The following is a 13,500-nucleotide window of genomic DNA, read 5'->3' as shown; positions in this document are numbered from 1 at the left end:
AGCTTCAGCCCGGGCCGGCCCAGCAGCCGGGCGGCGACGCGCGCGCCGGTGCGGCCGCTGGCGCCCAGGATGGTGATGGTGGTGGTCTGGCTCATGGGGGCTCCCGCTGATAGATTGATTACGATGCCCGCAGTCTCGCGGCGCTGCCTTGCGGCCGCCATTACCACCCGTCCGGCCTTCTTGATCGAGCATCCAGACCCATGCACAGCGACACCCCGCCCGCCGCCGGCTGGCAGCGCGACGACCCGGTCGGCGAGGCGCTGCAGTTCCTGCGCATGAGCGCGGTGGTCTATTGCCACTCCGAGCCGGCCGCGCCCTGGGGGATCCAGCTGCCGGCGATGCCCGGCTGCCTGATGTTCCATATCGTCCTGCAGGGCTCGGCCCGGCTGGAGCTGGACGGCGAGCCGGCGCTGCAGCTGCAGGCCGGCGACTTCGCGCTGCTGACCGAGAGCGTCGAGCACCGGCTGCTCAGCGCCGCCGGCGTCGAATGCCCGGATCTCTTTTCGCTGCAGCGCCGTGTCCGCTCCGAATGGTTCGAGGAGCTGGTGCTGGGGGACGGTCCGGGGCCACGCAGCGAGCTGCTGTGCGGCGCGCTGCGGGTCGACGATCCGGCCAGCCTGCATCTGCTGGCCCTGCTGCCGCCGCTGCTCTCAGTCGGCGCCCAGGAACAGCAGCAGGGCTGGTTCCACAGCACGCTGCAGCTGCTGCTGGCCGAGGCCCGCGCGCGCCGGCCCGGCCATGAGACCGTGACGACCCGGCTGGCCGATATCCTGGTGGTGCAGGCTCTGCGCGGCTGGCTGGAGCAGATGCCGGCGACCCAGCGCGGCTGGCTGCGCGGCCTGCAGGACCGCCAGATCGCCCGCGCGCTGGCCGCGCTACACCGCCGCCCCGGCCAGGCCTGGAGCCTGGAAACCCTGGCCGCCGAGGCGGGGCTGTCGCGCTCGGCCTTTGCCGAGCGTTTCAGCCGCCTGGTGGACCTGCCGGCGATGGAGTATCTGACCCGCTGGCGCATCCATCTGGCCGCCACCCGGCTGCGGCGCCGGCCGGTGCCGCTGGCGCGCCTGGCCGACGAACTGGGCTATGCCTCCGAGGCGGCTTTCCACCGCGCCTTCAAACGGGTGATGGGGGTGACGCCCGGTTCGCTGCGCGCACCGGCGCAGGCCGAGAGCGGCGATGATGGCGGGCATGATGACGCAAATAGCGAAAACCCCCTGCCTCTTGCTGGTGGCCCTGGCCGATGAGTACAAGGATCTGCTGCGCGAGCGCTTCGAGCTGATCGATGCGCCGACTGCGGCGGAACGCGCCGCCGCGATTGCGGCGCGCGGCGCCGAGATCGAGCTGGTGCTGAGCAATGGCGCGACCGGCCTGCGCGCCGAGGAGATGGCCGCGATGCCCCGGCTGCGGCTGGCCGCCGCCCAGGGCGCCGGCTATGAGAACCTTGATGTGGCGGCCGCCAAGGCACGCGGCATTGCGGTGTGCAACGGCGCCGGCACCAATGACAGCTGCGTGGCCGACCACACGCTGGCCCTGCTGCTGGCCAGCGTGCGCGCGCTGCCCCAGCAGGAGAAGGCCCTGCGCGCCGGTCTGTGGCGCGACGCGCTGCCGATCCGGCCCAGCGTCAATGGCCGCCGGCTGGGCATCTTCGGCATGGGCACGATAGGCCGCAAGATCGCGCGCCGCGCCCAGGCCTTCGAGATGCAGATCGGCTATCACAACCGCAGCCCGCGCACCGATGCCGGCGAGGCCCTCTATTTCGACAGCCTGGTGGCCTTGGCGGGCTGGGCCGACTTCCTGGTGGTGGCCGCGCCCGGCGGCGCCGCGACCCGGCATGCGGTCAATGCCGAGGTGCTGGCCGCGCTGGGCCCGCAAGGCCATCTGGTCAATATCGCGCGCGGCAGCCTGGTCGACACCGTGGCCTTGGCCGCCGCGCTGGCCGCCGGCCAGTTGGGCGGCGCGGCGCTCGATGTCTACGAGAGCGAACCGCTGCCGCCGACGCCGCTGCTGGGCTTCCCGAACGTGATTCTGACGCCGCATATCGCCGGCTGGTCGCCCGAGGCGATCCGCGCGACGGTGGAGTTGTTCATCGCCAATGTCGAGGCGCTGGAGGCGGGCCGGCCGCTGCTGACGCCGCTCTGAGCGAGACGGCTCAGAGGCTGAGAGTTTTCGTAGCGAGCCGCAGTCAGGCTAGGCGGACGGCGCGCAGGAACCGGAACGTACTTCCTGTACGTGAGGATTCCGAGCACCGGCCAACGACGCATGGCGGCGGCGCAGTAGAAAAACTCTCAGCCTCTCAGTCGATCAGGCGGCGCAGGGCCACATAGGACGAGCCGCGCCGGTCGTCCTCGCGGTAGTGCACCGCAAAGCCACCCAGGTCCAGATCGCCCAGGGTCTGCAGGCTGCGCAATAGGCTGGCCCGCGTCAGCGGCGGCCTGGCCTTGCGCAGGCCTTCGCTCATCACGCGGGCGGCCAGATAGCCCTCCAGGCTGATGCTGTCGAACTGGCGCTCGCCGGCCTCGCGCATCGCGCGCTGATAGGCAGCCACCACCGGCACGCTGCGGTCCTCGGCGTCGGGCACCACCTGGGCCAGGGTCAGGCGGCCGCTGAGCTCGGGCTCATCCTGCAGCGCGGTGCGCAAAGGCTCGAGCCCGGCAAAGGACAGGGTGTAGAAACGCCCGCGAAAGCCCTGGGCATGGGCCTGGCGCATGAAGGCGGCGCAGGTCTCATAGGTGCTGACCATGAAGATGGCGTCGGCGCTGTGCTGCCGCACCAGGGTGTGGACGGCCTCGGCCACCTCGGTGCTGTTGCGCCTGACGGTGGCGGTGGCCACCATCTCGAGACCGGCGGCCCCGGTGGCCTCGCGCATCGCCTCCAGCCCGGCACGGCCGAAGGGATCGGCCTGCACCATGATATTGATGCGGCGCGCGCCGCTGGCCTTGATGGCACGGACCAGGGCGTGGCTTTCCTGCTGATAGCTGGCGCGCACATTGAAGACGTTCGGGTGGCTGCGCTCATCCCACAGCAGGCTGGCGCCGGTGAAGGGCCCGAGAATCGCGATATTGCCGGCGCGCCGCCGATGCGGCAGGGCGACCCGGCTGGTGGGGGTGCCGATATAGCCGAACAGGGCCAGCACCCGCGCATCCTGCAGCAGGGCCACGGTATTGGCTTCCGCGCGGTCGGGCTCGTAGCCATCGTCCTGCAGATCGACCGCGACACGCCGGCCCTGAATGCCGCCCTGCTTGTTGAGCTGCTCGAAGGCCGCCCGGGCGCCCAGGTGATAGCGCTGGCCCAGCGCCGAGGCCGGCCCGCTGAGCGCCGCCGAGCTGCCGAGCACGATCTCGGCGCCCTCCTCGCTGGCCGCTGCCAGGCCGCCCGACAGCAGGGCGGCGGCACACAGCAGGCGGCAACCCTGCAGAAGTCCCGCAAGAGCAGGCAGTTTGAAAGACAAGGACATCGGAGCGAAACAGGCCGGCGAAGCAGAAACAAGGAAGCAAGGAAGGCGGATCGATGATGCGCCCTGAAAACGCGTCGCCTGGAAATCGGAGTGTCCGCAAGTGCCGCGTGTCCGAGGATACCGTGCGCTCGGGCGCCGCCGCGCACGGCGCCGCTCGGCCGCGCGAAACATCGCACAACGCGGCGGGGAAGCCGCGGAACTCTTGATGCGCATCAGGATTGGACAATCGGGGCCATGCTCGCGGCCGACCCCGGCCACCACCTTAGGAAGTTCAATGAGTCTGGATCCCCTCGCCTCGCTGCTGGCGGCCACCGTCGTGCTGCTGATCGGCAGCCTGCTGAATCGCCGCATCGGCCTGCTGTCGCGCTACAACATCCCCGACCCGATCACCGGCGGTCTGCTGTTCGCGGCGCTGGCCTCGCTGGTTTTTGCCGCCACCGACTTCAGGCTGGAGATCGACCAGACGCTCAAGCCGGTGCTGCTGCTGATGTTCTTTGCCGGCGTCGGCATGTGCGCCGATCTGCGCATGCTGGGGCGCGGCGGGCGGGCGCTGCTGATCTTTCTGCTGGTGCTGTTCCCCTACATCCTGGTGCAGAACGGGGTCGGCATCGCGGTCGCGCTGGCGCTGGACCAGCACCCGATCTTCGGTCTGGTCGGCGGCNCTACATCCTGGTGCAGAACGGGGTCGGCATCGCGGTCGCGCTGGCGCTGGACCAGCACCCGATCTTCGGTCTGGTCGGCGGCTCGATCACGCTGGTCGGCGGCCATGGCACAGGCGCGGCCTACGCCGAGCGCTTTGCCGAGGTCAACAATCTGCAGTCGGTGATGGAGCTGTCGATGACGGTGGCGACGCTGGGCCTGATCGTCGGCGGCATCATTGCCGGCCCGGTGGCCCAGTACCTGATCAGGCGCCACGGCCTGCGCGCCGGGGCGACCGCCGCTGCGGGCGGCACCGATGCGCAGCCACGGCATGAGCCCGAACCCACGCTGAACAGCCTGGGCATGATGGGCGCGCTGGCCGGCATCCTGGCCGCCGTGGTGGCCGGCCAATGGCTGGCCGGGCGCTTCGGCGGCGGCGCGGTGACGATACCGAGCTTTCTGTGGTGCATGGTGGTCGGGGTCGCGATACGCAATCTGCTGCCCTTCGCTCGCATGCGCCTGGACGACCGGGCATCGGAGCTGATCTCGACGGTCTGCCTGTCGCTGTTCCTGGTGACGACGATGATGGCGCTGAACCTGGTCGAGGTGGCGCTGTCGGCCGGGCCTTTTGTGCTGATGATCGCGGCCCAGGTGGTCTTCATCGTGCTCTACACGGTGTTCGTCTGCTTCCGCTTCATGGGCCGCGACTATGAGGCCGCGGTCTCGTCGGCGGCGCTGATCGGCTTCAGCATGGGCTCGACCGCCACCGCGATGGCCAATATGCAGACCATCACGGCCCGCTACGGGCCGGCGCCGCAGAGCTATCTGATCGTGCCGCTGGCCGGCGCCTTCTTCATCGATCTGATGAACGCGGTCGTGCTGACCCTGACCCTGCCGCTGATCGGAGGCTGAAGTGAGACCAACCCCTCGTCCAAGGACTACCTTGGCCGGTCCCCCGAGGGGACGGCGTTCGGCCCGGAACACAAATTCTTATGCGTCACGGGCGCGGAATGGACAACTGAGATGACGTTACGAACCCTGTTCATCGGCCTCGTGCTGCTGCCGCTGCTGATCGCCTGCGGCCGCGTCGCCGACACCGACACCTTGCAGCGCGATCTGCAGGTCCGCCTGGCCCAGGCCCTGCCCGAGGGCACGGTCAGCCTGCACGAGCTGCAGCGCCGCGGCTCGCAGTCCGACAGCAAGGCGCCGGACGGCCAGACGCGCCGCATCGTCTACTACGACATCGCGCTGCGCCTGAACCGCGACTTCGACTTCGGCGGCTGGGACTCGCCCGGCGTGGCCGGTCTGGTGTCGGCGCTGGGCGCCGGGCCCAAAGGCCTGGTGGGCATCACGGCCGGCGGCAACAAGGCCGGCGACCTCGTGCGCGTCCATGGCACGGCGCTCTACCAGCGCGACGGCGATCAATGGCAGGCCGTGGCGCCCGGCGGCTACCAGCCCGCCACCGCGCCCAGCTATGCCAGCAATGCGCCGGCCGGCCGCGCCGCGACCTTGCTGGATGCGATGCGCAAGGTGGTGGAGGCGGTGTCGCGAGACTCGGCGCCGACGCAGGCCGCGATGATCGAGGAGGAGCTCGCCGCCGCCCATGCGGCGATACGCGCCCGCCTGGCCCGCGCGGCCGACGGCTATGCGATCGCCGCCGGCCCGGAGCGCGGCCAGTATCTGCGCTTTGTGCAGGCCCTGTCGTCGCAGCAGGGCGCGCGCACCGTGCCGCTGGTGACGCGCGGCGGCGACGAGAACCTGCGCCTGCTGCGCGCCGGCAAGGTGTCGCTGGCGCTGGCCCAGGGCGACGCGGCGCTGGCGGCCTACCAGGGCAGCGGCGAGTTCGCCGCCGACGGACCCGAGGCCGCGCTGCGCGCCATCGGCAGCCTCTATCCGGAGCCGGTCCATGTCCTGGTCGCGGCCGACTCGAAGGCCAGGACGGTGGCCGATCTGCGCGGCCAGCGCATCGCGATCGGCGTGCCGGGCTCGGCCTCGCGGCTGACCGCGCTGCGCGTGCTGCGCGCCCATGAGCTGGCCGATGCGGACATCCGGGCCGTCGAGCTGCCGCTGGGCGAAGCCCTGGTGGCGCTGCGCCAGGGCCGGGTCGATGCGCTGATCCAGGTCATCGGCGTGCCGGCCGACAGCATCCGCGAGGCACTGTCCGAGCTGCCGCTACGCCTGCTGCCGCTGTCCGAGCGCGCCATCGCCCGGCTGAGCACCGCGCCCTCGGGTCTGTTCGCGCACCGCATCGCGCGCGGCAGCTATGCGAGCCAGAGTGCCGAGATCAGCACGGTCGCGACCGCCGCGCTGCTGCTGGCCGCGCCGGAGCTGTCGGACTCCGAGGTCGGCGCGCTGACCCGTTTCGTGTTCGGCCAGGGCGGCGACCTGACCGCTCGCGGCAGCGCCCAGGGCGCCCAGATCGCCGCCGCCAACGCCCGCCTGGGCCTGGCGGTGCCACAGCATCCGGCCGCACTCAAGGCTCTGGAGGCGATGGCGGCAGCGGGCCAGTAACACCCGCCACGAGAAAATCGATCAGGCCTCGGGCTCGGCCGCCACCCCCACCATCCAACCAACGCCAAACCTGTCGCTGACCATGCCGAACAGCGGGGCCCAGAAGGTCGGGCCCAGGGGCATCGTGACCTGTCCGCCCTGGCCGGCCAGCGCATCGAAGACGCGCCGTGCCTCCGCCTCGTCGGCGCAGTCCAGCGAGAGCGAGAAGCCCTTGAAGGCGGCGGTCGGGTCGGCGCCGCTGCAGTCGCCGTCGGACAACATCAGCAGCGCGCCGCCGATCAGCAGCGAGGCATGCATGATCTTGTGCTCGCTGCCCGGCGCCACCATGCCCGGTGGTGGCGGCTCAGGGCTGTCCGAGTAGCGCATCATCATCTGCAGCTCGGCACCCAGTTCGCTGACGTAGAAGTTGATGGCCTCTTCGCAGCGGCCGGGGAAGAAGAGATAGGGATCGATGCGCATGGTTGTCTCGCTCCTGGCTTGAGGGCCGCCTCAGCGCAGCCCCGCGTTGATCTTGGCCAGAACCGCTGCACCGGGGCAGAGCTCCCGCTCGCCCAGCCGGTTCAGCGGCGTGGTCACCGTGTTCAGGCCCTGGTGCATATCGCGCGCGAGCGGGTCGACGAAAAGCAGGCCGGTGGCGATCTCGCCGGCGGCCTGCAGCGCCGCCACCTGGTTCATCGCGGCGATACGGTCGGTGGGGTCGTAGTCGGGATGCAGGCGGCGCAGCCGCATCTGGCCGCCGTCGGGCTGGGGCAGCATGATCAGCGCCTCGTCGCCTGAGGCTTGTTGCTCGGCAGCCAGATCAATGAAGTCGATGCGGTTGAGCGCCTCGTTGTGCTCGCGTACATGGTCGTAGCTGCGCGTGCTGCCGGCATGGTTGTTGAACGCGACGCAGGGGCTGATCACATCGATGAAGGCCGCGCCGCGATGCTTGATCGCGCCCTCGATCAGCGGCACCAGCTGGCTCTTGTCGCCGCTGAAAGACCGCGCGACGTAGGTGGCGCCCAGTTGCAGGGCCAGGCTGACCAGGTCGATCGCAGCGTCCTGATTGGTCGCGCCCTTCTTGGCCGTCGAGCCGCGGTCGGCGGTGGCACTGAACTGGCCCTTGGTCAGGCCGTAGACGCCGTTGTTCTCGACGATATAGACCATGGCCACACCCCGGCGCATCGCGTGGGCAAACTGGCCCAGGCCTATCGAGGCCGAGTCGCCGTCGCCGCTGATGCCCAGGTAGAGCAGCTCGCGGTTGGCCAGGTTGGCGCCGGTCAGCACACTGGGCATGCGGCCGTGCACGGTGTTGAAGCCATGGCTGGCGCCGAGGAAGTAGTCCGGGGTCTTGGAGCTGCAGCCTATACCCGAGAGCTTGGCGACGCGGTGCGGCGCGATGTCCAGCTGCCAGCAGGCCTGGACGATGGCGGCCGAAACGGAATCGTGGCCGCAGCCGGCGCACAGGGTTGAGACCTTGCCCTCGTAGTCGCGCCGGGTGTAGCCGACCGCATTCTTCTGCAGCGATGGGTGATGGAGCTTGGGTTTGGCGAGGTAGGTCATGCCGGCTCCTGTCGGGGCGTGGTGGCGAGGGCATGCACATGGCGGGTGATCGCCTGCGTGATGAAGCGCGCGGTGATCGGCGTGCCGTCGAAATGCAGCACGCGGGTCAGCCGCGCCGGGTTCAGTTCCAGCTCGTTGATGAGCAGCGTGCGCATCTGCGCGTCGCGGTTTTGCTCGACGACGAAGACCTGCTCATGCGCGCGCACGAACTCGCCGACCAGGGCCGGGAAAGGGAAAGCGCGCAGCCGCAGCCCGTCCAGATGGATGCCGGCCTCGGCCAGGGCCTGCAGGGCCTCGTCCATGGCCGGCGCGGTGGAGCCGAAATAGATCACGCCCAACACCGTCTTGGCCGCCGCCGGCTTCAGCACCGGCTGCGGCACCAGGGTCGCGGCGGTGGAGAATTTCTTCTGCAGGCGCTCGACGTTGTAGAGATAGTCGGCGCCGGCCTCGGAGTACTGCGCCCGGGCATTGCGGGTGGTGCCGCGCGTGAAGTAGGCCCCCTTGCTGGCATGGGTGCCGGGCAGGGTGCGCCAGGGAATACCGTCGCCGTCGACATCCTCGTAGCGGCCTTGATGGGCGCCGGCGTCCAGCTGTTCGGCGCTCAGCACCTTGCCCCTGTCATAGCTGCGCGTCTCGTCCCATGCCAGCGGCTCGCACAGGCGCTGGTTCATGCCGATGTCCAGATCGCTCATCACGAAGACCGGGGTTTGCAGCCGGTCGGCCAGGTCCAGCGCGGCCGCTGCATGCTCGAAGCACTCCTTCGGATCCTCGGGCAGCAGCAGCACATGCTTGGTGTCGCCATGCGAGGCATAGGCGCTGCTGAGCAGATCGGCCTGCTGGGTGCGGGTGGGCATGCCGGTCGAGGGGCCGCCGCGCTGCACATCGATGATGGTGATCGGGATCTCGGCGAAATAGGCCAGGCCCAGGAACTCGGTCATCAGCGAGACGCCGGGGCCCGAGGTCGCGGTGAAGGCGCGCGCGCCGTGCCAGCCGGCGCCGGTGATCATGCCGATCGAGGCGATCTCGTCCTCGGCCTGCACGATGGCGTAGCGGTGCTGCCCAGTCTGCGGGTCGACCCGGTAGCTGGCGCAGTATTTCTGGAAGGCCTCGGCCACCGAGGAGGAGGGCGTGATCGGGTACCAGGCGCAGACCGTCGCGCCGCCATACACGCAGCCCAGCGCGGTGGCGGCATTGCCCTCGATGAAGATGCGCTCGCCGATGCGGTCGGCACGCCGGACCTTCAGCCGCAGCCCTCCTTCCAAGGATTGGCCCAGGTGATCGCGCGCGAACTCGCGGCCGGCGTGCAGGGCCCGCACATTCGAGTCCAGCAGCTTCTCCTTGCCGCGGTACTGCTCGGCAAAGAGCGTCTCGATCTCGGCCGGGTCCATCTCCATCAGCTGGCTGAGCGCCCCCAGCACCATGATGTTCTTGAAGAGCTGGCGCTGGCGCGAGTCCTCGTAGGTGGCGTTGCAGATGGCGGTGACCGGCATGCCCAGCACATGGATGTCGCTGCGCGGCACCGCCTCGGGGCCTAGCGGCCGGGTCGAGTCGTAGAACAGATAGCCACCCGGCTCCACCTCGGCCACGTCCTGGGCCCAGGTCTGCGGATTCATCGCCACCATCAGGTCGACGCCGCCGCGCCGGCCCAGCCAGCCGGCCTCGCTGACACGCACCTCGTACCAGGTCGGCAGGCCCTGGATATTGCTGGGGAAGATATTGCGCGGGCTGACCGGCACGCCCATGCGCAGGATCGCTTTCGCGAACAGTTCGTTGGCCGAGGCCGAGCCCGAGCCGTTGACATTGGCGAACTTGACGACGAAATCGTTGACCGCCTCGATACGGCTCATCTGGACACCCCGCTTGCCGAGTACGCCAAGCGACCCTCCGAGAGGGTCGGGCCTTGCTTGGGGCGGCCCGGCGCGGCGGCCCTCATGCGCTTCTCCTGATCGCGAGATCCCGGCAGCCCGGTCCCGCCTTGGTCGTCAGCAGCAGGAACTTCTGCATATCCCAGGCCCCGGTCGGGCAGCGCTCGGCGCACAGGCCGCAATGCAGGCAGACGTCTTCGTCCTTGAACATCCCGCGGGCCGTCTTCAAGGCGCCGCTGACATCCAGCTCCTGGCTCAGGTTCAGCGCCGGTGCCTTGAGCCGCTGGCGCAACCCGGCCTCCTCGCCGTTTTCGGTAAACGTGATGCAGTCCGTCGGGCAGATGTCCACGCAGGCATCGCACTCGATGCAGAGCTTGTCGCTGAACACTGTCTGCACATCGCAGTTCAGGCAGCGCTGCGCCTCCTTGAAGGCGGTGGCGGCATCGAAGCCCAGCTCCACCTCCACCCGGATGCTGGCCAGCGCCTTGTCGGCCGCAGTCCAGGGCACCTTGTTGCGCATGTCGTTGGAGGGGTTGTTGTCGTAGCTCCACTCATGGATGCCCATCTTCTGCGACAGCAGATTGACATGCGGCGCCGGCCGCCTGCTCACCGGCTCGGCATGCAGAAAGCGGTCGATAGACACCGCCGCCTCATGGCCGTGGGCCACCGCCCAGATGATGTTCTTGGGCCCGAAGGCGGCGTCGCCACCGAAGAAGACCTGGGGCAGGCTGGACTGGTGGCTGATCGCGTCCAGCACCGGCAGCCCCTGCCCGTTGAAGTCTATGCCCGCATCGCGCTCTATCCAGGGGAAGGCGTTCTCCTGGCCCACGGCCAACAGCACCTCGTCGCAGGGGATCACAATCTCGTCGCCTTGCTGCACCCGCTTGAAGCGCATGCCGGTCAGCCGGCCCGCGCCGTCATGCTCGAAGGCCAGCGGCTGATGGAAGTCCAGTATCGGGATGCCCTCGTGCTGCGCATCCTCCTTCTCCCAGGGCGAGGCCTTCATCTGCGCATAGCCGCTGCGCACCGCCACCGTGACGGACTCGGCCCCCAGCCGGCGGGCCGAGCGGCAGCAGTCCATCGCGGTATTGCCGCCGCCCAGCACGATGACGCGCGGCTTGACGGCCGTGACATGGCCGAAGGACACGGAGGCCAGCCAGTCGATGCCGATATGGATGTCAGCGGCAGCCTCCTGCCGGCCCGGCAGGCTCAGGTCTCGCCCACGCGGAGCACCGCTGCCGACAAACACCGCGTCATAGCCCTCGGCCAGCAGCGCCTTCATCGACGCAATGCGCTGGCCGGCGCGCAGCTCGACGCCCAGGCCCAGGACGAACCCGCACTCCTCGTCGATCACGCTCTCGGGCAGGCGAAAGCGCGGAATCTGCGTGCGGATGAAGCCGCCCGCCTTGGCCTCGCCGTCGAACACCGTCACCGCATAGCCCTGTGTCGCCAGATCTCGCGCCACCGTCAGCGACGCCGGGCCGGCACCGACGCAGGCGACCTTCTTACCATTGCGCGGCAGCGGCTGCGGCAGCATCGCGCGCAGCTCCTCGCTCTTGTTGTCCGCCGCGACACGCTTGAGCCGGCAGATCGCCACCGCCTCCGGCTTTTGTGCGTTCGCCTCTTCCCCCCGCCCGCGCCGGCAAGCCGGCTCGCAGGGCCGGTCGCAGGTGCGGCCCAGCACGCCCGGGAAGACGTTGGACACCCAGTTGACCAGATAGGCCTCGTCATAGCGGCCCTGGGCAATCAGGCGGATGTACTCGGGGACGGGGGTGTGGGCCGGACAGGCCCACTGGCAGTCGACGACCTTGTGGAAATAGGCCGGATCGGCGATGTCGCTGGGCTGCACCTGGCTGACCTCCTGCATGGGGCTAAGCGAGCAGGGCCCACCGTCCAGAACAGGGCGAACTCGCGCCAGATCGGTGCCTCACTCCTCGAGCCAGTCTACGCCCGGCGCACCAGCTTGGGATGCAGGGGCAAACCCGGGCGGCGCATGCCGTAGACTGCGCCCCATAAAACTTGGACAACAAGCAAGCAGGGAGAGGCCCAGCATGACGCTGAGCATGGAGGGGGTCCTGGCCCTCGCACCGGACGAGTCCTCGGCCAAGGCCGCGCGCGGCCTGCAGGCGCCAGGCGGCTGGCCGCTGCTGGGCGCCAGCCCGCGCGCGCTGTGGGGCGAGTGCAAGGGCAGTGGCGCCAAGCCGTATCAAACCCAGGTCGATCTGTCCGGGCCCGCCTTCCGCTGCAGCTGCCCCAGCCGCAAATTCCCCTGCAAGCATGGCCTGGCCCTGCTGATGCTGCATGTGCAGAACGCCCCGCTGTTCAGCGCCGCCAGCGAGCCGCCGGCCTGGGTCAGCGAATGGCTGGAGGCCCGCGCCGACAAGGTGCAGAAAAAGGAAGTCCAGGCCAGCGCACCTGCACCGGCGGCGAACCCCGAGGCCGCCGCCCAGCGCGAGGCACAGCGCTGGGAACGGATCGCATTGGCCGGCCAGGACCTGCAGCGCTGGCTGGCCGACCAGCTGAACCAGGGAATGGGGGCGCTGAACACCGAGGCCTTGAAGACCTGGCAGAGCATGGCGGCCCGCCTGGTCGACGCCCAGGCCCCCGGCCTAGCCCAGCGCCTGCGCGAGGCCGCCGCCGGTGTGCACCAGGGTGCGGACTGGCCCGAGCGCACGCTGGCACGCCTGGGTCTGCTGCAGCTGGCCTGCGAGGCTCTGGCCCGGCGGCAAGACCTGGCCCCCGCCATGCAGGCGGAGCTGCGCCAGCTGCTCGGTTGGCCGTTGGAGCGGGCCGATGTTCTGGCCAGTGGCGAGCGGGTGGACGATGCCTGGACCGTGCTGGCGTCCTTCAGCGAGGAGCGTGAGGACCGGCTGACGGAGCGGCGCGTCTGGCTGCAGGGCGAGTCCACGGGTCGGCGCGCCCTGCTGCTGGACCATGCCTTCGCCGGCCGCGGTTTTGAACAGGCCTGGCTGGTGGGTAGCCGGCAGCGCGCCGTCCTGGCGTTCTATCCCGGCAGCGCCGGGCTGCGAGCGCTGTGCATCGAGAGCCCGGTGCAGGAAGGCGTGGCTCGCTGGCCTGCCACCGAACTGAGGCAGGAGTGGCAGGTCCTGGCCGAGCGCGTGGCCGCCAGCCCCTGGCTGCCCTTGCAACCCATGGTGTTGAGCAAGGCCGTGCTGCTGCGCGCGGGCACGCATTGGCAGATCGCCTGCGAGGGCCAGGTCTTGCCTGCCGCCATTCCCGACACCCAGGCCTGGCAGCTGCTGGCCTTGCAGGGCGGGGCGCCGCTGGGTCTGATGGGCGAGTGGGATGGCCGCACGCTGCGCCCGCTGAGCGTCTGGAACCCGGCGGCGCCCGCCCCACTCTGGCTGCTTGGAGCCGCGTCATGAGCAAGGGCAGCAGCAGCGCTTGGGCGCCCTTGCTGCCCGCCGCCATGGTGGGTACGCAGCGCCAAGCCCCGCCGGATGGCGCCGCCTGGCCGGGCGCGATCGGCGC

At 69.9% G+C, this 13,500-nt stretch carries 9 protein-coding genes, 1 other RNA gene and 1 pseudogene; 5 read left to right on the top strand and 6 right to left on the bottom strand.

Going from position 1 to position 13,500, the window contains the following annotated elements; genetic code table 11:
• Window positions 1-200 precede the first annotated feature (200 nt).
• The gene (locus PO768_RS16450) at window positions 201-1,241 is read left to right on the top strand and encodes an AraC family transcriptional regulator (RefSeq protein WP_272646916.1); all 1,041 of its coding nucleotides are present in this window, start codon (window positions 201-203) and stop codon (window positions 1,239-1,241) included.
• Complete coding sequence (locus PO768_RS16445; RefSeq protein WP_272646915.1) at window positions 1,186-2,136, top strand: NAD(P)-dependent oxidoreductase; 951 nt, start codon at window positions 1,186-1,188, stop codon at window positions 2,134-2,136. Before PO768_RS16450 ends, PO768_RS16445 begins: the two co-directional genes overlap by 56 nt.
• A gap of 15 nt (window positions 2,137-2,151) precedes the next feature.
• Here PO768_RS16445 and PO768_RS16440 read toward each other — a convergent pair.
• Window positions 2,152-2,228: non-coding RNA, sX9 sRNA (locus PO768_RS16440), on the bottom strand.
• Window positions 2,229-2,290: 62 nt separating this feature from the next.
• Window positions 2,291-3,445: an ABC transporter substrate-binding protein gene (locus tag PO768_RS16435; protein ID WP_272646914.1), complete on the bottom strand. Its 1,155-nt coding sequence runs from the start codon at window positions 3,443-3,445 to the stop codon at window positions 2,291-2,293.
• A 280-nt stretch (window positions 3,446-3,725) separates the two neighbouring features.
• On the opposite strand from PO768_RS16435, the pseudogene PO768_RS16425 reads away from it, so the two are divergent.
• A pseudogene (locus PO768_RS16425) lies at window positions 3,726-5,002 on the top strand (sodium/glutamate symporter).
• 111 nt (window positions 5,003-5,113) lie between these two features.
• Entirely contained in the window at window positions 5,114-6,601 is a 1,488-nt protein-coding gene (locus PO768_RS16420) for a TAXI family TRAP transporter solute-binding subunit (protein ID WP_272646912.1), read from the top strand.
• A 21-nt stretch (window positions 6,602-6,622) separates the two neighbouring features.
• On the opposite strand, the gene PO768_RS16415 is transcribed toward PO768_RS16420, so the two are convergent.
• From PO768_RS16415 to PO768_RS16400, 4 genes are all read right to left on the bottom strand, one after another.
• Window positions 6,623-7,060: a VOC family protein gene (locus tag PO768_RS16415; RefSeq protein WP_137944880.1), complete on the bottom strand. Its 438-nt coding sequence runs from the start codon at window positions 7,058-7,060 to the stop codon at window positions 6,623-6,625.
• A gap of 30 nt (window positions 7,061-7,090) precedes the next feature.
• Window positions 7,091-8,143 carry a 2-oxoacid:ferredoxin oxidoreductase subunit beta gene (locus tag PO768_RS16410; RefSeq protein ID WP_272646911.1) on the bottom strand — a complete coding sequence of 351 codons (1,053 nt, stop codon included), beginning with the start codon at window positions 8,141-8,143 and terminating at the stop codon, window positions 7,091-7,093.
• Window positions 8,140-9,990, bottom strand: a complete 1,851-nt coding sequence (locus tag PO768_RS16405; RefSeq protein WP_272646910.1) for a 2-oxoacid:acceptor oxidoreductase subunit alpha — start codon at window positions 9,988-9,990, stop codon at window positions 8,140-8,142. The genes PO768_RS16410 and PO768_RS16405 overlap by 4 nt, the downstream gene beginning before the upstream one ends.
• 82 nt (window positions 9,991-10,072) lie before the next feature.
• Window positions 10,073-11,857: an FAD-dependent oxidoreductase gene (locus PO768_RS16400; protein WP_272646917.1), complete on the bottom strand. Its 1,785-nt coding sequence runs from the start codon at window positions 11,855-11,857 to the stop codon at window positions 10,073-10,075.
• A gap of 202 nt (window positions 11,858-12,059) precedes the next feature.
• On the opposite strand from PO768_RS16400, the gene PO768_RS16395 reads away from it, so the two are divergent.
• The gene (locus tag PO768_RS16395; protein WP_272646909.1) at window positions 12,060-13,394 is read left to right on the top strand and encodes an SWIM zinc finger family protein; all 1,335 of its coding nucleotides are present in this window, start codon (window positions 12,060-12,062) and stop codon (window positions 13,392-13,394) included.
• The last annotated feature ends 106 nt before the right edge of the window (window positions 13,395-13,500 follow it).

The organism is Paucibacter sp. XJ19-41 (assembly GCF_028462495.1).
Lineage (GTDB): Bacteria > Pseudomonadota > Gammaproteobacteria > Burkholderiales > Burkholderiaceae_C > Roseateles_E.
The sequence above is the reverse complement of the archived record's forward strand: the minus strand, read 5'-3'. Positions and strand labels throughout refer to the sequence as shown.

Bases quoted from the DNA above. Each gene is read 5' to 3' on its own strand.
- PO768_RS16450 (WP_272646916.1), top strand. From the start codon at position 201: ATGCACAGCGACACCCCGCCCGCCGCCGGCTGGCAGCGCGACGACCCG.
- PO768_RS16445 (WP_272646915.1), top strand. From the start codon at position 1,186: ATGATGACGCAAATAGCGAAAACCCCCTGCCTCTTGCTGGTGGCCCTG.
- PO768_RS16420 (WP_272646912.1), top strand. From the start codon at position 5,114: ATGACGTTACGAACCCTGTTCATCGGCCTCGTGCTGCTGCCGCTGCTG.
- PO768_RS16415 (WP_137944880.1), bottom strand. From the start codon at position 7,060: ATGCGCATCGATCCCTATCTCTTCTTCCCCGGCCGCTGCGAAGAGGCC.
- PO768_RS16410 (WP_272646911.1), bottom strand. From the start codon at position 8,143: ATGACCTACCTCGCCAAACCCAAGCTCCATCACCCATCGCTGCAGAAG.
- PO768_RS16405 (WP_272646910.1), bottom strand. From the start codon at position 9,990: ATGAGCCGTATCGAGGCGGTCAACGATTTCGTCGTCAAGTTCGCCAAT.
- PO768_RS16395 (WP_272646909.1), top strand. From the start codon at position 12,060: ATGACGCTGAGCATGGAGGGGGTCCTGGCCCTCGCACCGGACGAGTCC.